General features: G+C 38.5%; 16 protein-coding genes and 1 pseudogene. 10 read left to right on the top strand and 7 right to left on the bottom strand.

Going from position 1 to position 20937, the window contains the following annotated elements:
• Positions 1-10: 10 nt before the first annotated feature.
• Both K2F26_RS06905 and K2F26_RS06900 read right to left on the bottom strand, forming a co-directional pair.
• The gene (locus K2F26_RS06905; RefSeq protein WP_220610881.1) at positions 11-3916 is read right to left on the bottom strand and encodes a DUF2157 domain-containing protein; all 3906 of its coding nucleotides are present in this window, start codon (positions 3914-3916) and stop codon (positions 11-13) included.
• A 269-nt stretch (positions 3917-4185) separates the two neighbouring features.
• A complete protein-coding gene (locus K2F26_RS06900; RefSeq protein ID WP_220610880.1) occupies positions 4186-5625 on the bottom strand; it encodes an FAD-binding domain-containing protein in 1440 nt (479 codons plus the stop codon).
• A 323-nt stretch (positions 5626-5948) separates the two neighbouring features.
• Here K2F26_RS06900 and K2F26_RS06895 point away from each other — a divergent pair, with 323 nt between their 5' ends.
• Entirely contained in the window at positions 5949-6491 is a 543-nt protein-coding gene (locus tag K2F26_RS06895) for an acireductone dioxygenase (RefSeq protein ID WP_220610879.1), read from the top strand.
• Positions 6492-6596: 105 nt separating this feature from the next.
• On the opposite strand, the gene K2F26_RS06890 is transcribed toward K2F26_RS06895, so the two are convergent.
• Positions 6597-7919, bottom strand: a complete 1323-nt coding sequence (locus K2F26_RS06890; RefSeq protein WP_220610878.1) for a dihydroorotase — start codon at positions 7917-7919, stop codon at positions 6597-6599.
• Between the two features lie 223 nt (positions 7920-8142).
• On the opposite strand from K2F26_RS06890, the gene lepB reads away from it, so the two are divergent.
• The 6 genes and pseudogenes from lepB (at position 8143) to K2F26_RS06860 (ending at position 13366) form a co-directional block, all read left to right on the top strand.
• Positions 8143-8796 carry a signal peptidase I gene (gene lepB / locus K2F26_RS06885; RefSeq protein ID WP_220610877.1) on the top strand — a complete coding sequence of 218 codons (654 nt, stop codon included), beginning with the start codon at positions 8143-8145 and terminating at the stop codon, positions 8794-8796.
• 99 nt (positions 8797-8895) lie between these two features.
• Entirely contained in the window at positions 8896-9735 is an 840-nt protein-coding gene (locus tag K2F26_RS06880; protein ID WP_194059667.1) for an MOSC domain-containing protein, read from the top strand.
• A gap of 166 nt (positions 9736-9901) precedes the next feature.
• Complete coding sequence (gene ldpA, locus K2F26_RS06875; RefSeq protein WP_220610876.1) at positions 9902-11050, top strand: circadian clock protein LdpA; 1149 nt, start codon at positions 9902-9904, stop codon at positions 11048-11050.
• Between the two features lie 53 nt (positions 11051-11103).
• Positions 11104-12840, top strand: a complete 1737-nt coding sequence (locus K2F26_RS06870; protein ID WP_220610875.1) for a R3H domain-containing nucleic acid-binding protein — start codon at positions 11104-11106, stop codon at positions 12838-12840.
• Positions 12841-13055: 215 nt separating this feature from the next.
• Positions 13056-13154 (top strand): annotated as a pseudogene (locus K2F26_RS24640) (type II toxin-antitoxin system RelE family toxin); the annotation flags it as partial.
• A gap of 14 nt (positions 13155-13168) precedes the next feature.
• On the top strand, positions 13169-13366 hold the full coding sequence (locus K2F26_RS06860; RefSeq protein WP_220610874.1) for a type II toxin-antitoxin system Phd/YefM family antitoxin: 198 nt from the start codon (positions 13169-13171) through the stop codon (positions 13364-13366).
• A gap of 293 nt (positions 13367-13659) precedes the next feature.
• On the opposite strand, the gene K2F26_RS06855 is transcribed toward K2F26_RS06860, so the two are convergent.
• The 3 genes from K2F26_RS06855 to K2F26_RS06845 all read right to left on the bottom strand — a co-directional run bounded on the left by K2F26_RS06855 (position 13660) and on the right by K2F26_RS06845 (position 16612).
• A complete protein-coding gene (locus tag K2F26_RS06855) occupies positions 13660-14451 on the bottom strand; it encodes a cobalt-precorrin-6A reductase (RefSeq protein WP_220610873.1) in 792 nt (263 codons plus the stop codon).
• A gap of 160 nt (positions 14452-14611) precedes the next feature.
• The gene (locus K2F26_RS06850) at positions 14612-14995 is read right to left on the bottom strand and encodes a DUF1636 domain-containing protein (protein WP_220610872.1); all 384 of its coding nucleotides are present in this window, start codon (positions 14993-14995) and stop codon (positions 14612-14614) included.
• Between the two features lie 177 nt (positions 14996-15172).
• Positions 15173-16612 (bottom strand): site-2 protease family protein, encoded by a 1440-nt coding sequence (locus K2F26_RS06845; RefSeq protein WP_220610871.1) that lies wholly within the window; start codon positions 16610-16612, stop codon positions 15173-15175.
• 247 nt (positions 16613-16859) lie between these two features.
• On the opposite strand from K2F26_RS06845, the gene K2F26_RS06840 reads away from it, so the two are divergent.
• A complete protein-coding gene (locus K2F26_RS06840; RefSeq protein WP_220610870.1) occupies positions 16860-17624 on the top strand; it encodes an MBL fold metallo-hydrolase in 765 nt (254 codons plus the stop codon).
• Between the two features lie 148 nt (positions 17625-17772).
• Here the strand turns inward: K2F26_RS06840 and ctpA are convergent, their stop codons facing one another.
• Positions 17773-19023 carry a carboxyl-terminal processing protease CtpA gene (ctpA, locus tag K2F26_RS06835; protein ID WP_220611812.1) on the bottom strand — a complete coding sequence of 417 codons (1251 nt, stop codon included), beginning with the start codon at positions 19021-19023 and terminating at the stop codon, positions 17773-17775.
• A gap of 351 nt (positions 19024-19374) precedes the next feature.
• Between ctpA and petB the strand changes: the two genes are divergently transcribed.
• Positions 19375-20022 carry a cytochrome b6 gene (petB, locus tag K2F26_RS06830; RefSeq protein ID WP_096568852.1) on the top strand — a complete coding sequence of 216 codons (648 nt, stop codon included), beginning with the start codon at positions 19375-19377 and terminating at the stop codon, positions 20020-20022.
• A gap of 258 nt (positions 20023-20280) precedes the next feature.
• Positions 20281-20763: a cytochrome b6-f complex subunit IV gene (petD, locus tag K2F26_RS06825; RefSeq protein WP_096568849.1), complete on the top strand. Its 483-nt coding sequence runs from the start codon at positions 20281-20283 to the stop codon at positions 20761-20763.
• Positions 20764-20937 lie beyond the last annotated feature (174 nt).

The raw sequence follows: 20937 nt of genomic DNA, 5'->3' as shown, positions 1-20937 counted from the left end.
TTAATTTTCATTATTCCCATTGTTGAAATTTTTCGATGCTACTGCGAAGTAATGAAGTAATTTGAGTTCGTCGGGTTTCAAAGTTGGCTGCTATGTAAATTAAGAGAATGCCTACTAATAAGCCAATTATCCATTTTAAGAATGAGTAACTGAGGCTGAAAATTACTAATTGATAAATGCTGGTAATGATGAAAGTGGCAGTACCAACATAAAGGAAGGCACGTATTTTTAAAGCTAGTCCGGCAAAAATAGCAATGAGGCTAAAAATACCGGGTATGTAAGGTAAATGTTGATAAAATAATATTGACCAAGTACAAACTAAACCACTACCAATGGTTCTGATAAAGTGACGTATTGGTTTAAGTTCTTGTGGTTTTAATTGGGGGTCTATTTGGGCAGTATATAATATTGATAAGCTGATGGATGTGATGTACCATAAGCTATCTTTGAGGTTTAATTGCATGAACCAGTTAAATAATGCCCAGTTTATTAAAACTAGACTAATGTAGGTAAAGCGAATTTGTCTGGTTATTTTGGACAAGAATATATAGTAGAAAGCAGCAATAGTTAAGGTGAGAGGATAAATTTGTTGTTGGGTTGTTCCGATGATGATTAATGGTAGGATGTATGATGTACGCTGCCAAGGTGTTTTTGACCAACCTAAGTTTTCCCAAGGTATGATGTAAATAAAATAGGCTATTAGACAAGAAAGCACACCGTTCCAAGGTGTTAACTGTTGAGTTAAAAAGCTGCTTATAGGTAAATTTTGTAGATAAATACCTGTTATCCCTGCTGTTAATAAACCTAGATAAACCCAAATTTCATCTTTACCAATATTACCAATAGTTTGTACAGGTTCATGAACGTTTTCTTGAACATTTTCTTGAATATTATTTCTTCTTCCTTGCCATATTCCATAGCGGGTTAAAAATATTCCTGTTCCTATAGCTGCATAAAGGTTAATTTCTGTGGGAACTGTGACAGCAACTAATAATAAAATGCTACTCCAAAACCAATGTAAATGGGCAATATTTTTTAATTCTCCTGGTGTGAGACAAAAATAATTTATTAACCAAGGGGAAAGGATACGGTAAGCATACATGATGCTAGTTCCTAATGCTGACATGGCTATTAAACCATCTCCTAATGCACCTCCTGTACTTTGAGACATTTGATAAAATAGCAGTTCATAAGCAGAAATTGAGATCCCAATGATGCCAAAATAAAGTAATGGTTTAAATTCTTCTCTTCTCCGTCCTACACCAACTAAAATTAAGGCTATCCCTAAACTATATAAACCTGTCCAGTCTGTAAAGGTATTGAATCTTAATATTACACTAAATGCACCATAAATGATGGGTAAGATGTGGAAACTTTGAGGTATGTTTTGATATTGTGCTTGATATTTTCTGCGCCACCATTCCCCGAATAATTGAGTTATTAAACCCAAGGCAATATTAGCAATTCCTATTTTAATAATTGATGGTTCACCAAAACCTAAAATTTCCGCAACTAACAATTCTAAACACCACCCAATGCTATAAAATGCCCAGTTTGTTGGTTGTTGATAAGTACGATAAATAATGGCGGCTAAAGTTATTGATGTAGCTAATAAATAGAAAATTTCAGCATTACTATTTCCTGTATAAACAAGGAATGAATGTAATGTAATTCCTATTAATTCTATGATAGATAGTGCAATAGCCCATTTATCACTTGCTGCGGCATAAATAAGAGTTAATTCCGTATTTTTTCTTAAAAGAATGGTTCGTCCTAACCATAAAGTAAAAATAGCAAAACTACTTACTAAAAACCAAACTGATAAGGCTAAATTTGGTATATTCCACAATAATGCAGCAATGAAACTCAGTCCAAAACTAATGGTTAAAGCGGCGGTTTCTTGTTTTCTTAAATAACGAGTATTGACAAACATCACACCTACACCCACACCCAAACCAATTAATCTTATTTCTGTTAAAGGTAAAGTTAAAAATTGGGCAGTTATGACAGATAAAACACTCAAAAAAGTATTAACAGTGCGATGTTGTTCATCATGAGTACGAATAGCTAAACCAGTAAGTGCTAAAGGTGTAATTAACCAAATAACTCCCCAATATTTAGAGGTGTCAATTACATTATAAAATGATGATTGGACATTGAAAAGTAACCAGGTAAAACTCAAGGTAGCAAGTGCTAAACCAATATACCAAGCACTACGTTTCCAAATTCCTGCACCGACACTAAATACCCATTCGGCAACCATGAAAGTTAACAAAATTACTGCCCAAATTTCTTGATTCAAATTTGGTGATAACCAATTGATAGCAGAAAAAACTGTTAAAATTCCTGTGGTGTGAGTTAAATAAACTAAATGAGGAATAAAAGTATGGCGTTTAGTAACGATAGCTAAAATAATACTAGAAAATAAAAGGTTGAATGTTAATAAAGTAGAATTTACTAAAGCAAACATTGTTAGGCAAACCCCTAATAATAGGGTTAGCTGTTTACCGAAAATTGCTAATTCTTCTTTTTCATCATGATGCAATTTTTCTGAGAAAATTAACATCAATATTAAATAAGGAAATAAAGCAATACTCAATAATGTTAAAGGTTGGTTTTGGGAATGAGTCAGATAAGTTGCTGTATTAATGATAAATTGCTGTAATGTTTCTGGTACTAAACGCCAAGCTAACCAAGTTGTTTGTAACCCAATAAAGAAAATAGCTGTTAAATCAAATTTTGAATTATGAATTTGCAACCTTTGACTAAAAACCCATAAACTTAAACCACTGATAATTATTGCTTGTTCTGGTTGGGTGAAGACTGAAACTAACCAACCTAAAAATAATAAAATTACGCCTATTTTTTCCCAAATAGCAGCAATGGAAGGGGTAGAAGTAGAATTTTTGGCTGATAACCAAACTGCTAACCAACCACAAATACCAATTGCTAAACCTAACTGAGTGATATTAACACCAGCGACAAAAATCGCTCTAAATAATAATCCTAATAAACCATAAGTAACTACTGCAAAATAAATTCCTACTCCCCAATTATCATCCTGTGTATTATCCTGTGTGTTGGTATTTTCTCTTGGTTGTTTGAGTTTTTGATAAACTGTAATTAAGGTTGTTCCTACCATTGCTATATAAACAGCTATTAGGGGAAAACCTGATATTTTCCAACCCCAATGTAAATAACTTAAACTGAGAATATTTAAAAATGGTAATTTCCCTGATGGAAAATTATTAATAATTGTGCGATTCTTAGCAAGTAAAACTGTAATTGTTGATAGAAATAGAGAAGCAATAGCTAACAGTAACCAGTTAATAGTATTATTCCATAAATTAAAGCTATCCATTGCCCAAAAATTAACAGGCACTAATAACCAAGTGACAATTAATAATGTCTGTGCGGTTAATTTTAAATTATCTTGTTTACCTGCCCAGAAAGTAAAACCACCAAATGTTAAAGTATAAGCTAATAAAACTCCATATTGTCCAATAGCGGGAAATTTTTCCCATTGACTTGCTGCTAAAACACCAGAAGATAAAACGACTAAAAACACTCCTAAAAATAACAACCATCTCACACTTAATTCTTCACCTAATGATTGCAACATCGAGGTGATAAAATTAGGTTGAGGTGGTGTTTGTGGTTCTGGGGGTAAAGTGGCAATGAATGGTTTTAATGTGCTAGAAGTTGTCAATACCTCTTGCGGTTGATATTCTATTTGTGGTTGTAATTGTGTTTGTAAAACTACAGCACAAACTAGGTAAGTTTGACATATTTGCCTAACTTTAGCATCAGATATTAAACCCATACGCAACCAAATATCTAAACCTTCTAATAACTGAGGATGGGAAGCAGGTATTCTCAGTTCAATTTGCAGCAGAGGATCACGGGATGATGACATAAGTTTCAACCGTATTAGTAGATACTTATATTTTGATAGCGGTGCTACAATATTTTGGTGTTTATTGTGCCAGTTATTAGAATATCTCACGCAAAGCCGCAAAGACGCAAAGAAAAGTTAAGTTTTATCGCTAAAAGTACAAGGTATGTTGCAGCCATTTGCTAAAACTGTCACTTTAGAGGTTTAATTATTGCTACTGGAGTAAGTTCTGTGTATGTTTTGTGTGGGGGATGGTTAATGTTTATATCCTTCCCCTCTAAAAATAAAAATTAATCTGTACCAGCTTTCTGTTCTTGATACAATTGTTTAAACAAAGCTTGTTGTTTTTTATGATCTACAATGGGTGCAGGATAACCAACTGCACGACGTTCTAAGGGTGTAATATTTCCACTTATTAAATATTCTGTATCTACAGATTTTAATTCTCTCACCCATTGGCGAATATATTCCCCATCAGCATCAAATTTCTGTGCTTGACTAGCTGGGTTAAATATTCTTAATGGTTTGGGGTCCATGCCACTTGATGCACTCCATTGCCAACCACCATTATTAGCAGATAAGTCACCGTCGATGAGTTTCTGCATAAAATATTTTTCTCCCCATTGGGGGTTTATAATTAAATCTTTGGTTAAAAAACTGGCTACTATCATTCTACATCTATTGTGCATCCAGCCGATTTCATTTAATTGTCGCATGGCTGCATCAACTATAGGATAACCGGTTTTTCCTTCACACCAAGCTTGAAAATGTTTTTCGTTATTTCGCCAAGGAAAGTTTTTAAAAACTTCTCTATATGCACCTTCAGCTAATTCTGGAAAATGATACATGGCGTGTTGATAAAATTCCCGCCATGCTAATTCTTTCTGCCAAGATATAATATTATTGGTGACTTCTTCGCTGTTAGTATCTGCTAATAATTCGGTAGTTTTTTCCCAAATTGTCCTAATTCCTATAACACCAAATTTCAAAGCTGGACTTAATAAAGATGTTCCTTCAACAGCAGGATAATTTCTTTGTTCATCATATTCTTTAATGACATTTTTTATGAAATTATCTAATTTTTCTTGTGCTGCTGTTTCTCCTGGTGCAATTATTAATTCCCCATCCCAATTAAAACCTAAATCTTTTGCAGAAGGTAAATTAATTGTGCCTGTTTTTTTAGCTATTTCCTGTTCTGCATCTGTTAAATTTTCGCAGTTTTCTAAAGTTGCAACTGGGTTATTTTTAGGTTTACTACTCCAATTTTTCCAGAAGGGAGTATAAACTGTGTAGGGAGTTTTTGAACCACTAAAAATTTCATCGGGTGAATGTAATAATTGATCCCAATTTTTCTCAAGTGTCTGAATACCTTTTGCTTTTAATACTGAAATTACATCATTATCCCGTATTTGTGCGTAGGGTTCAACATCCCAATTCCAAAAAACTGCTTTTGCATTTAAGGCTTCAGCTAATTGAGGAATGGCTGTCACTGGATTGTCATGTAAAATTAATAACTGACTACCTGCTTGAAGATATCGTTGTTGCAATGCTTGTAAACAGCCGATCATGTAAGTTACTCTAGCAGGTGCAACATCATCCTGTTGCAAAATGCCAGGATCTAAACAAAATACACCTACAACCTTTGCAGTTTGTGTTCTAGCTGCTGCTAGTCCTGTATTATCGGAAATACGTAAATCTCGACGATGCCAAAATAAAATCAGGTCAGACATTTGTTGACAATGGTTACAATATAGTTTATTTGTACTATGATACTGTTAATGGTAGCATGAAGCATCAATCAAGTAATGAATTTTTCTGTAAGCAGGACTCACGCAAAATATCTGTCAAACCCATGTTGCTCTGTGTTCTCTGTGCCTCTGTGGTTCTTTATTCCGTGACTTGTGTGTAAGTCCTAAAATATTCTGACTCCTGACTTCTTACCTTTTTATATTTATAAAGTATATTAAAAAACACCCATTTATCGGTCGGTAATAGTGGCTTTTTGAGACAATTTTCAGTAAACTGTTTTTAACAGAGGATTTAGTATTTTATCATGGCAATTTTATTACTGGAAGACGGAACAACGGAAAGTGATTTAAGTGCGATCGCTCATGAGTTAGAACCTTTAGGTATTAAACTCAGACATTATAATCCGGGGACATCTTTACTTTTTCCAGAACTGATGGAACAAGAAACCGTTACAGATGTGGAAAAGCGTCATATTGTAGGACTTCATAACAGCGTGTTTGAGTTTCTTCAGCAAGAAAATGGTTATTTGTGGAGTGATTTACTCAATATACATCCTGGTTCGCCAAATTTAGAAACTTGGATGGCAACTTATGGACGTTATCACACCCATAATGCTGCGGAAGCTATTTATTTGTTAGCAGGAGAAATAATTTATAGTTTTGTGAAACCTGATCGCACTCAAGTACAACTGTTAATTACATCACAAGACTATTTACACATTCCCGCAGGAGTAGAACATTGGTGTAGTTTCTCGGCATCTTTACATTTTAAGGTAATACGCTATTTCACAACTGTCGAGGGTTGGATGCCAATTTATACAGGTACTCATCAGCAGTTTAAAATTTAGCTTTTCAGAAGGTGCATCTATCCATCTACCAATAATCTACTTTCGGCGAGTCTGTGTAAAATAAATTCGCTTTAATTTTTTAATTTTTTGGGAAAAAACAATTATTTACGACAGGAAAGTTAAAGCTTGTCCGCGAATTTCCGTATTTAATTTTCCCTGATCATAAACAATTTCACCACCAACAATAGTTGTCACAGGCCACCCTGTCAAATTCCAACCTTCAAAGGAACTCCAACCACATTTACTTAAAACTTCTTCCCGCTTTACTGGTTTGTAGGTGTTTAAATCTACTAAAACTAAATCAGCATCGTAACCAGGGGTAATTTCTCCCTTGTTGGGAATACCATAAGCGGTAGCTACTGCTTTAGACATCCAGTTCACAACTTGGGAAACAGTACATTTTCCTGCCATTGCTGAGGTTAACATTAAAGGTAGAGAGGTTTCGACACCGGGCATACCTGAAGGAGTATTCGGGTAAGTTTGACCTTTTTCTTCTAAAGTGTGTGGTGCGTGGTCAGTAGCGATAAAATCAATTACACCATCTCGTAAAGCTTGCCAGAGAACTTCATTATCATGAGGCGATCGCAAAGGTGGGTTCATCTGTGCGAATGTGCCAATAGTTTGATAAGCACTGGTATTTAACAACAAATGTTGTGGTGTCACTTCGGCAGTCACCCAACTCGGTTTATCCTCACGTAGCAACTCGGCCTCTTCAGCCGTTGACATATGCAGAATATGTAACCGTCGTTGATATTTTTTAGAAAGCTTCAATGCTAATTGTGTCGCATTCAAAGCAGCTTGATTATCTTGAATTTGGGAATGAATAGCCGGATCATGAATACCAGCAAACTCTTGACGACGCTGGTTAATTCTCGCTTGGTCCTCTGCATGAACAGCAATTAAACGACTACCATGAGCAAAAATCTGCTCTAGTACAGTTTCCTGGTCAACCAGCAATTGACCGTGCATAGATCCCATAAAAATCTTAATACCCGGAGTGGGTTGGGCAGAAACTAATTCTGTTAAATTATCGCCCGTTGCCCCAATAAAAAAGCCATAATTAACTAAGCACTTATTGGCAGCCCTTTGTAGTTTGTCATCTAAAGCTGACTGGCTGGTTGTCAAAGGTCTTGTATTCGGCATTTCCAGAAAAGAGGTGACACCGCCTCTAGCACAAGCACAACTAGCAGTAAACAAGTCTTCCTTGTATTCCAGACCTGGTTCGCGGAAATGTACTTGCGGATCAATGACTCCCGGCAACAAAGTTAAACCTTGTGCGTCTATTTCTTGAGTGGGTGTGGCATTAGAGATTTCTGACGCTACCTCGACTATTTTACCGCTTTGGGTCAGCACATCCCCGATCATAAACTCACCATTGGGTAAAATCACGCGTGCTTGGCGAATCAGTAAACTTTTAGCAGATGACATAAATTTAATCAGTTATCAGTTCATAGTTAACAGTTATCAGTTTTATCTTCTCCTATATGTTAAAAGAAAATTAATTTCCGCTCAGTCACAAACTTTTGCCTACCCATTTCAATATGTATTAGGAAAAATCACTTGTCTAGTTAAAATATTAAAATAACAATAACATCACAGTCTCTCTCATCAGTTCAGTGCTTGTCTATTACCCTCAAATTTAAGTAATTTCATGCAAAATCAAGTGTCTGATAAAAACTCTAGCCAACAACCTGATAATTCCTGGATCGTCGAGCTAGGCAAAACTGTTATATTGAGCGTCTTTCTGGCCTTGGGAATTCGTACCCTAGTCGCTGAAGCGCGTTGGATTCCTACAGGGTCAATGGAACCGACGCTACACGGTGTACAAGACCAATGGAAGGCTGACAAGATTATTGTCGATAAGGTGACTTATAAATTTGGCAACCCACAGCGGGGCGATATAGTTGTATTTTCACCCACGGACGAACTCAAGAGAGAACAATACCACGATGCCTTTATTAAACGCATTATAGGTTTACCAGGAGAAAAAATAGAACTTAAAGACGGCAAAGTATATATTAATAAAAAATATCTGCCAGAAGAACAATATTTATTTCCCTCATCCCGTACTGTTGTGGATGTTTGTGCATCAGGATCTCAACCTCCTTTCTTAGCGAAACCGCAAACCATACCAGCCGATTCATACCTAGTGTTAGGTGACAATCGTGGTAGTAGTTATGATGGACGCTGTTGGGGTTTAGTACCACGGAAAAATATTATTGGTCGTGCTGTTATTCGTTTTTGGCCTCTGAATAAAATTGGCGGTCTTGATAAGTCTCCTTTGTATCCACTGACAAACCCTTAAAAAATCCTACCGCTATAGTGGTTAGCCGTCAGCAGTCAGCAAATATGATTAAGGTAGAGGTAATTCATGAATTACCTCTTACATTTTTAATTTTTAAAGATGGCCTATTTATCAAAGATTTTGTTATATCCGATTAAGTCACTCGATGGTGTAGAAGTAGAAAAAGCTACAATTTTATCAAGTGGCGCATTTGAGTATGACCGAGAGTTTGCCATTGTTAACGCAGAGGGTAAATTTGTCAATGCTAAACGCCATGCCAAAATTCATTCCTTGCGTGCCAATTTTTCCCTTACAGAAAGAGTTGTTCATCTTCAATTTCCTAATAGCAATTCATACCAGGTTTTTCATCTTGAACAAGAACAGCAACAACTAGCAGCAAAGTTAAGCGAATTTTTTGGCTTTGCTGTTACATTAAGACAAAACACCAAGATGGGTTTTCCTGATGATACAGACTCACCAGGACCCACGGTGATTAGTACAGCAACTTTAGGGGAAGTGGCTGCTTGGTTTCCTGGGGTGAGTGTGGAGGAAATACGCCGACGACTGCGTGCAAATATTGAGATTGGTGATGTACCAGCGTTTTGGGAAGATAGGCTGTTTACGGACAGTGGAGAACCTGTATCATTTCAAGTGGGAGATGTGCAGTTTTTGGGAGTCAACCCCTGTCAACGTTGTATAGTCCCAACACGAGATTCTTACTTGGGTGAAACTTACCCCAACTTTCAAAAAATATTTGTACAAAAACGTCAGGCAACTCTGCCATCATGGGTAGCTGCGTCGAGGTTTAATCACTTCTATAAATTGAGTGTAAATACCAGATTAGCTGTTTCAGAAGCCGGGAAACTGATAAAAGTTGGCGATAATATCGAAACATTGCCAAAAAGTTTCTTAACGGCACAAAAGACGGCTGAGTTTTCCGCAGTTCGACAAGCTCACTGACCACCAAGCTCCAAAACTTAACCTCAAGGGTTTTCAGCCTATTTTCTTATAAATTACGCCAAACCTACAGCCTCTTGCCCACTGCCTAAAAACGACAGATAAAAAAATTGGATTTTTTCCTGATTAGGGGCTGCAATTTTGATGGCAAAAAAAGCATAATAGAAGAGTGACCAAACTCTTAGCCCCTTTACAATCCCTAAAACAAGGTAACTGGTTTAAGCTGATTTGTGGAGCCAGTTTCCAACATCTACCGGCGGTCAGAAGTTTAACTTTAGCCTACACCTTGGCGGGTGCTGACTGCATAGATGTTGCTGCTGATCCGGCTGTAATTAATGCGGCTCAGGAAGCTTTACTGGTTGCTAAAACTCTTGTTAAAGATGCTCAAGCGAGAGGCTTTAATTTTTCAGGCCATTTGCCCTTGTTAATGGTTAGCCTCAACGATGGAGAAGATCCCCATTTTAGAAAAGCCCAATTTAATCCTATTTATTGTTCACCAGATTGCCATAGACCCTGTGAAAAAATTTGTCCAGCACAAGCTATAGTTTTTAACAATCAAAAAGATAGCTGTTCAGGAATTATTGCCGAAAAATGTTATGGCTGTGGGCGTTGCATTCCTGCCTGTCCTTATGAGATAATTGATACAGCATCATATCTGTCAACGCCGGGAGCGATTGCACCATTGATCATGTCAACGGGAATAGATGCCATAGAGATTCATACAAAAGTAGGGCGTTTGGCGGAGTTCCAGCGTTTGTGGTCAAACATCGCTCCTTGGGCAGATCAATTAAAGTTATTAGCTATCAGTTGCAATGATGGTGATGGTTTAATTGATTACCTACAAGCAATTTATGATCTAATTTCACCCCGTCCCCAAACCTTGATTTGGCAAACAGACGGGCGCTCTATGAGTGGTGATATCGGTGATGGTACTACTATAGCAGCGATAAAATTAGGACAAAAAGTTTTGGCAGCAAATCTACCTGGATATGTGCAGTTAGCTGGGGGTACTAATAGCTACACAGTTCCTAAATTAAAGGCAATGGGACTACTTCAGGAGGCAGGAGGCAGAAGGCAGGAGGCAGGAGGTAATAAGTTGTCCTCTCCTTCTGAACTCAGCACCCAGAACTCCATTGCTGGTGTTGCCTATGGTAGCTATGCTCGTGTGTTGCTGTCATCAGTTATTGACAAGTTGGAAAATCAGGAGGTGAGTTCCACTGGTGTTAAGGCAAGTCTGCGCCTTGAGGATGAACCGGAATTACTTTGGCAAGCGGTAAAACTTGCTGATTCTCTCGTTTCTCAGATTAAGTCACAGTAAGAGCGTTAAATTGCTCATTCGTTATCTCTAAAAACGTCACCACCATAGAAAGCATGACGATTACAGAAGACCTGCAAAAGTTACTGGACATTTTACCCCAAGACCTACAACAGCAACTAGAGAACCATCCTAAAAGAGATCATTTAGTTGAAGTGGTTTTGGATCTAGGTCGTCGCCCAGAAGCTCGCTTTCCTCATGCTGCTGAGTATCTGAGCGAATCCCCTGTCACTCAAGCACAAATAGATGATTGTATTCAACGAGTCGGAACATTTGGTGGCGATAATCGGGCGGGTATTGAGCAAACTTTACATCGTATCAGTGCTATCCGCAATCGCAATGGTAAAATTATTGGCTTGACTTGTCGTGTGGGTCGGGCGGTATTTGGTACTATTGGCATGATCCGGGATTTGGTAGAAACTGGTAGATCCATTCTCATGCTAGGTCGGCCGGGTGTAGGTAAAACTACTGCTTTGCGGGAAATTGCCCGTGTGTTGGCAGATGAATTGAATAAACGAGTGGTGATTATTGACACCTCAAATGAAATTGCCGGAGATGGTGATGTTGCTCACCCAGCGATTGGTCGCGCTCGACGGATGCAGGTAGCAAAACCAGAATTACAGCATCAGGTGATGATTGAGGCGGTAGAAAACCATATGCCAGAAGTGATTGTCATTGATGAAATTGGTACAGAATTGGAAGCTTTAGCTGCACGTACAATTGCGGAGAGAGGTGTACAATTAGTGGGGACTGCCCACGGAAACCAAATTGAAAACTTGATCAAAAACCCCACTCTTTCTGATTTGGTGGGGGGTATTCAAGCGGTGACGCTAGGAGATGACGAAGCGAGAAGACGCGGTTCACAAAAAACGGTGTTGGAACGCAAAGCGCCTCCCACCTTTGAAATTGCTGTGGAAATGTTGGAGAGACAACGCTGGGTAGTACATGAAAGCGTGGCTGATACCGTTGATACTCTATTAAGAGGTCGTCAACCTAACCCACAAACGCGCACTGTGGACGAAAAGGGTAAGGTGTCTATTACTAGACAGTTATCTGTGGTTAATGGTCGCGGTGGTCATTTAGCTAGTGAGGATGAATCTTTTCCCGCGGTTAAGCAGGTTAATGGCTGGCGTGCTTCTGGTCAGATGGTAGCTTTACCGCCTTTGTCTGTGGAACGGGAACGGGTAACGGGACGCAGCGAGTTTGACCGCTTGTTAGATGAGTCTTTCAATTATGGGGAGAGTGTTGATTTTGCTAAGAGTAAATCAGCCGGTCCCAATGGGGAAGATTTGCCTTTGCACGTTTACCCCTATGGAGTGAGTCGTCACCAGTTGGAACAGGTGATTGGGGTGTTAAGTTTACCTGTGGTATTGACAAAAGACATAGATAGTGCTGATGCTATTTTGGCGTTGCGATCGCACGTCAAAAACCACGCAAAGTTAAGGCAAATGGCTAAGGCGCGTCATGTACCTATTCATGTGATTAAGTCTAGCACTATTCCTCAAATTACTCGCGGTTTGCGGCGGTTGTTGAACATTGACGAGCCGGAAATTACGGATGATCAGGAATTGCAATTGTTTTTGCACAGTGGTAGTGATGACGAAATGGACGCTTTGGAGGAAGCGAGACTTGCGGTTGAACAAATTGTTATTCCTAAAGGTCAACCAGTGGAGTTGTTACCTCGTTCTGCTCAGGTGCGGAAAATGCAGCATGAGTTGGTAGAGCATTATCGGCTTAAATCTCATAGTTTTGGTGAAGAACCAAATCGCAGGTTAAGGATTTATCCTGCTTAATTTCACCTTTAACCCCCTTTCCGATGTGGAGAGGGGTGTAATAATTATTGCAAAGGTTAAAATATGTGCAGTACCAAATAGAATTTAAACCCAAAGCTATTAAAGATTGAGAGCAGTTTCCTGTAAATATTAGAGAACGCATTATCAATAAAATTGAAGCAATGTAATATGATTTACAGGGGGATGTAAAACGCTTAACTAACTTTAATCCAGAATATCGTTTGAGAGTAGCTAATTATAGAGTTTTGTTTGAATTAGAAGAAGACACTATTATAATATATAGAGTGAAGCATCGTAGTAAAGCTTATGAATAAAAGGCGTGAAAAATATGATTGAATTACATCCTGAATTTTTAACAAAAAATGGTGAAAAACAATTTGCGGTTTTACCTTATGAAGAATTTTTAATAATTAAGGAATTCTTAGCAGATTTGGAAGATTTGCGTGATTTGCGAGATGCTAAGGAAGAAGAAAAAAATAGTGTTTCAGTATCTTTAGCTGATGTGAAAAAGATGTTACTAACTTAACGAAGTTTGTTATTGTCTAAATAATCATCAATCTTTACAGTAATTTATCACATATTCCCGAAAAACAGAAGATAATGAAAACATGATAAAATTTACCGTAATAGGGAGATTTTCAGCAAACCCTATTTACCGATCGCTCTTCTTTTAGTCTAAAGTCCAGTTACAAGAAACTTACTTGATTTTAAATTCCCGAAATCAAGTAAATTAAATAGTTTCAGTATCTACAACTCCTTGATTTTTTGGGGTCTATGAAGACTAGAATAAGTTTTGATTATCATAGCAACAGAAATTTCTCAACTTCCCACCTTCTCTAACAACCATTTTACCGCACTTTCCACATCTGCAACTAGTTCTCCTGGTGGTACAGGTGGACGTTTCACCATCACTACTTTTATTCCCATTTCTCGCGCTGCAATAATTTTCGGATAGGTGGCATTTCCACCACTATTTTTACTCACAATAGTATCTATATTATATTTAGTTAAAATTTCCCTTTCATCATCGAAAGTAAAGGGTCCCCTATCAAATAACATTAAACCAGGAGGTATCACCACATCAGCATTTGGTGGATCGATCATTCGCATTAAAAACCACATTTCTTGTAAATGAGAAAACGCAGATATTTCTTGTCTACCAATGGTTAAAAAAACCCGTTTTGTTTGATGTTTGAAAAGTTGATTTTCTAAAGCTTGATTTTCTAAAGCTTGATTTGCTAAAAGTTTTGCTGCTTCTGTATTATTTTCTACCTCAATCCAAATATCACCCGGTTGTTTTTCCCAAGGGGGACGATTTACTAATAATCTAGGAATACCCGCTTGTGTAGCTGCTGCGGTCGCATTCCAAGAGATATGATTAGCAAAGGGATGAGTAGCATCAATTAACACATCTATTTTTTGATGTTGTAAATATTCAGCTAAACCCGTCACCCCACCAAAACCGCCAATGCGAACATTACCAACAGGTGCAACAGGTTCACGGGTACGACCGGCTAAAGATGCGATCGCCTCTATCCCAGTAATATTATTTAGTCGTGCAGTTAATTCTGCTGCAACACCAGTACCACCCAGAATTAAAACGCGCAACATAGCAATTTTGGATTTTAGATTTTAGATTTTGGATTTTAGATTGATAACCGTAGACAAGGCCGCCAGAACATTAACCAAAACCACAACTTAGACAATGGAAAGCTTTTACCACTGTCACCAGTCACCAGTCACCAGTCACTAGTCACCAGTCACCAGTCACCTATAAACTGGGAATCCTTGCCAAAATCCCGTTTTTCAAAGGTTCAGGACGTTCTGACCAAGGTAAAACACCATTAGGGTGATTATAATATTTACTTGCACATTCCAACACTGCTTCCGCGCAACCATCAACTGGCAAATCACCGAATAAATAAGTTAACTTACCTTGACCGGCAAAAGCGACTACACAAGAACGACTACAAGCACTCATACATTCAACTTCTTTGATAGGGAACTCATCCCGTAAATGCCAATTTTGTGCGACTTGTTGAATTTCTTGTAACAGTTTTTGACCACCACTTTCACCGACACGCTTACCATCTTGCCAAACACTAGCGCAGGTTTTACACACAAATAAACTATGAGCAGTTACATCAGCAGTCATTCTTATCCTCGCAGATTCACACAATTTCTAATTATATTGCAATTAGTGGTAGCTTCAACAATTGACAATGAACAATGGAGAATAGAAAGTTACCTCTTCCTCAAAAGAGAGGTTTTAACCCAAATTAATTATCAATTGTCAATTATCAATTATCAATTGTCCATTGTTTACCTGTTTTTAAATTTGCAACACACGAGCCAAAGCTTCAGGAAGTGGCAGTATAATTAACAATAATAAAGCTATTGCCAGTAAACCTAAAACATCTCTTTTGTTGTCTAATTCTGTCACATCATTTAATGCGGGTTCGTCAACCAAGGGAATAAATAATAACAGAATTGCCCACAACAAAAATTCTTGACGGATAAAAGAAAGAATTAGTAAAAACAACCGAGAAATTTGACCAATTACCACAGCGGTACGTTGTCCAAACATAGCATGAACAATATGACCACCATCTAATTGTCCTACGGGCATTAAATTTAATGCTGTGACAATTAAACCTAAAAATCCAGCAACTGCTACAGGATGCAAATCTAAAGCAGATTTGGCTGTTAATTCACTACCCAAGGCCAATTTTGAAAGCAAAGCTAATAAAATTGAATATTTGGGATTTAAAGCATTGGGATTTAAAAGTCCTGTTTTGTCGCTGATGGGTACTACTTCTGAATTAGCTAAACCCCAAAGCAGTAAAGGTAAAGTAGCAACAAAACCGGCAATTGGTCCTGCGATACTCACATCAAATAAAGCTTTGCGGTTAGGAATTGGACTTCGCATTTGAATAAATGCACCAAAAGTTCCCAAGAAAAAAGGTACAGGAATAAAATAAGGCAAGGTTGAGCGAATTTTATGAAATCGCGCTGTAAAATAGTGACCAAGTTCGTGGATACCCAAAATAGTGATTAACCCTAAAGCATAGGGTAAACCATTGACAATGAGAGAAAAGTCAGTTTTGATTTTTGTTGGTTCAACTCCAGCAATTTGCGAACCTATGAAGGTGGTTGTAACTAAAGTCATTAACAACAATCCTAGTGCTGTTGCTGCTTGAGTAAAATTTTCTAAATTGCGGTTTTTGGTATTTTGTCTAGCAGCTTGAGTATTGGGAACTAGAACAAAGAAGGGTTTACCATCCATCCCTTCTTGAAATATCACCAGGAAGCGATCGCCAAATTGCCCTTCGATATTTGTTTTAATTTGCTGATAAGCTTGATGCGGTGCTGTTCGCAACTGACCACGACAAACCACCGCTTGGGGTCTATACTCAATATTTTGAATGTAGTATACAGACCAAGGGAAACAATTTCGCAGATTAGTTTCTTCTGTTGGTTCAATAGGACGCACTGGTAAAGGTTCGGCGGTAGGATTATTTTCTGGGACTCGATGCCCCGACACAAATAATATCCAGTATAACAGCAAACTGATAAGCAACGGCCAAATAATCAATTCTGGTGGGGGTGATTGTTGTGTACCATAGATTAGCGTCCAACCAGTGAGGATAATTGCTGGTGTCATTAATACTAGCCACAACAACCACACTGGGGTGCGGGTGATATGAGCAACGCTACGCTGCACTATCAGATAAGTAGCTAGTCCCAGTAAAAGTAAAAACCAAAATGCCATTTTATTTCAGGAGTTCAAGGAGTTCAAGAAGTTCAAGGAGTTCAAGGAGTTCAAGGAGTTCAAGGAGTCAGGAGTCAGGAGTGAGAATGTTTGATCAATCTGTAGATTATTGAATATAGAACAGTTCAAGGAGTTCAGGAGTCAGGACTGAGAATGTTTGATAAATCTGTAGATTATTAAATATAGAACTTAGGTAAAAACTCTATTTATTCGGTTATTTATCGGTTTTTTATCGGTTTTTTAATTTATGTTTCCCTCAACTCAACAACCAAGTCATAAAATTAAGCCCCCACAAATTATACTTTCTGGACAAATACCAGGAGGAGAAACTCTCTCCTCTTCGATGGAAACAGGATCAGTATCTCCCGACTTGGGTATAAACAAAATTCTTGCCTTGCCACCAAATCGGGACACATTGGGGGGAACTTCTTATCTTATTGTAAGAAATGAAGGTAATATTCTCATCGACTGCCCAGCCCTGGAGCAAATTAATCATGATTTTGGGGATGATTTTTGGGACAACCAGGGGGGTACTCCGTTTAAACAGGGTGGTGTGCGTTCGTTGTTTATTACTCATCGCGGTGCTATTGGTAAAGTCGCAGAAATTCAACAAGCCCTTGATTGTGAGATTATCATTCAAGAACAAGAAGCTTATTTGTTACCTGGTTTAACTGTTACTACCTTTTCTCAAGAATTGACTCTTGATGACACCACACAAATTATTTGGACACCCGGCCATTCTCCAGGCTCTTCATGTCTATATTATCGTGAATTTGGGGGAGTTTTATTTTCAGGACGGCATTTACTCCCTAACTTGCAAGGTGAACCTGTGCCATTTCGCATGGCAAAAACTTTTCACTGGCCTAGACAACTTAAAAGTGTTCAAGCATTGCGCGATCGCTTTTCACCAGAAACTCTACAATACATTTGCCCCGGCGCTAACATCGGCTTCCTCCGAGGTAAACACATCATTGACAAAGCTTATCAGAGATTAGGGAATAGGGACTGGTGACTGGGGACTGGTGACTGGGGACTGGTGACTGGGGACTGGTGACTGGGGAGGAAAATTTTAGATTTTAGATTTTAGATTTTAGATTGGAGATCACAAAAACAATCCAAAATCCAAAATCCAAAATCCAAAATTAATAACTCCTGACTCCTTACGAACCCGCTACTACCAAATTTTTGCTCAACAGTTCCATAGCAGCTTGATATTGTCCATCTGCTGCTGTGCCAATTTGCTCCCGTGAGATTGGTTCTTGGGGAATTACTATGTCCGGCTTAATACCTAATTTGTTAATATCCCGGTGGTTGGGTGTTTCATATTTAGCAATTGTCACTGCTAAACCAGAACCATCGGATAATTCAAATAACGACTGAATCAACCCTTTGCCAAAAGTAGTTTCACCTACTAACTGGGCGCGTCCATTGTCTTGTAAAGCACCAGCTAAAATTTCACTCGCGCTTGCAGTTCCTTGATTGACCAAAATAACTAAAGGAGCTTCTGTCAAAGCTTGACCATAAGCTTCAAAATCCCCTTGAATGCCTTGGCGATTGACAGTATAAACTATTGTGCCTTCATCTAACCACTGACGAGCAACTTCAATTCCCGCTTGTAATAATCCCCCTGGATTATTTCGCAAATCTAGAATATAGGCTGCTGCGCTTTTTTGTTTTAGAGTATGAATAGCGTGTGCTAATTCCATTGGTGCATTAGCATTAAATTGAGTGAGGCGGATATAGCCAATGGGTGTTCCTTGGGGGGATAAACGCAAATCGGCTACTACAGGATTCAGTTCAATGCGATCGCGCACCAGTATAATTTCTTTATCTGCTTCTCCCTCTCTACCAATTAAGAGAGTAACAACAGTACCAGCCTGTCCGCGCATCCGCGCCGCAGCTTCATCCAGAGTCAGATTTGCTGTGGATGTTCCTTCAATCTGCAAAATGCGATCGCGTGGTCTTAAACCTGCTTTTTCAGCCGGCGACCCCTCTATAGGTGTAATTACCTCTAAAATACCTGTCTGGGGATTGAGGGCAATTTGTAAACCCACACCTGTCAATTCTCCAGAAGTATTCACCTGTAAACTGCGGTACTGCTCTGGGTCTAGAAACCTGGTAAAAGGGTCATCCAAGCTTTTGAGCATATTTTGAATTACTTTGTATGCTTCTTGGTCATTTCCCAGCGGACTCTTAAAAGCTTTTTGTCGTACCTCTGTCCAATTTTGATGATTAAATGTTTCATCCAAATAAGATCGGTTAACAATTCGCCAAACTTCAGAAACTAACTTTTGCTGTTGAGTTAGAGCATTTGCTGGTGGAATTGAGCCAAAAGTCAAGCCAAAAGCCAATCCAAAAGCTAAAAGCAAGGAAAATCCGCACCGAAAAACCTGTTTATTCATGAAGCCCATCTTACCTTGTATCTTTACCCAAATCACTTATCAATCTCCATTTGGGACGTTGCTGATGAAATATATCTCTAAATTATGTTACTTTTTTTATAGAAGAGGTGCATTTTCTCATCAAGTTGTTAAGCAACTCTAGAGAAGCAAATTCACCTCAAAAACGATAAAATCTCTTTGTAACCAACATTTTTCACGTTGGCTTGCAAAGGGATCGCAATATATTCCATATTTACAGAATGTTAAGTTTCTGAAAAACTTAATAATTCTGTAACAAAGATTCTCTTTGTGAACATCCCAAACAAAATTAATCTTGGGATATTTATCAACCACAAGCAATTTGTAGGAACTTGAGATTGTATGGCCAGCGTTTATGATTGGTTTGAAGAACGTTTAGAACTTCAAGCTATTGCTGAAGATGTAACCAGCAAGTACGTACCTCCCCACGTTAATATCTTTTACTGCTTGGGTGGAATTACCCTAGTTTGCTTCCTGATTCAGTTTGCCACTGGGTTTGCGATGACATTCTACTACAAGCCCACAGTCGCAGAAGCATTTTCTTCAGTGCAGTACATCATGAATGAAGTCAACTTTGGTTGGCTAATTCGCTCCATTCACCGCTGGTCTGCCAGCATGATGGTATTAATGATGATTCTCCACGTTTTCCGAGTTTATTTGACTGGTGGTTTCAAAAAACCCCGCGAATTGACCTGGGTAAGTGGTGTCATCCTGGCAGTCATTACAGTCTCCTTTGGTGTAACTGGTTACTCCTTACCTTGGGACCAAGTTGGTTACTGGGCGGTGAAAATCGTTAGTGGTGTACCAGAAGCAATCCCCGTAGTTGGTGTTTTGATTTCTGACTTACTACGTGGTGGTTCTAGCGTTGGTCAAGCAACATTAACCCGCTACTATAGCGCCCACACATTCGTATTACCTTGGTTAATTGCGGTATTCATGCTTTTCCACTTCTTAATGATCCGCAAACAAGGTATTTCTGGACCATTGTAATCAAAATTTAGTCAGTAGTGATTCAGTGAATAGGTAAAACAGTTTCCAGATGCAAGTTGTTTGTTTTAAACTGAAGGCACATAGCCTCAGAATAAAAACAAGCACTATTCACTGAAACCGTAAGCTGTAAACACAATTAACACTTGCTTCAACTGGCAAAGCTGAATCCAGTGTCATAATAAATTTGTGGCTTGCCTAAATAGCTGATAGCTTACACGAATGCTTTAACTTCACTTAAGCAGGAGACCAGATCTAAAAATGTCCACACATAAACCACCAAATCTAAACGATCCAGCTTTAAGAGCTAAACTCGCCAAAGGTATGGGTCATAACTACTATGGCGAACCAGCTTGGCCTAACGACTTGCTGTATGTGTTTCCCATCGTGATCATGGGTTCATTCGCTTGTATTGTGGCTCTAGCTATCCTAGACCCTGCAATGGTGGGTGAACCAGCAAATCCTTTTGCTACACCTTTGGAAATTTTGCCAGAGTGGTATCTGTTCCCAGTGTTCCAGATTCTTCGCTCACTACCTAACAAACTGTTGGGAGTATTGGCAATGGCTTCCGTACCCTTGGGATTGATCCTCGTTCCCTTTATTGAGAGCGTTAACAAGTTCCAAAACCCCTTCCGTCGTCCAGTAGCGACAACAGTATTCTTGTTTGGTACTTTTGTCACCATCTGGTTAGGTATTGGTGCTGCATTACCCTTAGACAAATCTCTGACTTTGGGACTGTTCTAAATTAGTTGCCACTAATTTTTAGTTTCCATAAAGTGCTGTGACACCTGTGAGTTTCAAGAGCATATACCGAAGTTATGAGTCTAAAGACTGGCCGCAAGGAATATACAGCCCATTAGCTCTCATTCTTCTAGTGAATATGCTTTTGAAAACTCACAGGTGTCAATTTTCATAGGT

The organism is Sphaerospermopsis torques-reginae ITEP-024 (genome assembly GCF_019598945.1).
Taxonomy (GTDB): domain Bacteria; phylum Cyanobacteriota; class Cyanobacteriia; order Cyanobacteriales; family Nostocaceae; genus Sphaerospermopsis.
Note: the sequence above shows the minus strand (reverse complement) of the source record. Positions and strands in the feature narration are given on the sequence as shown.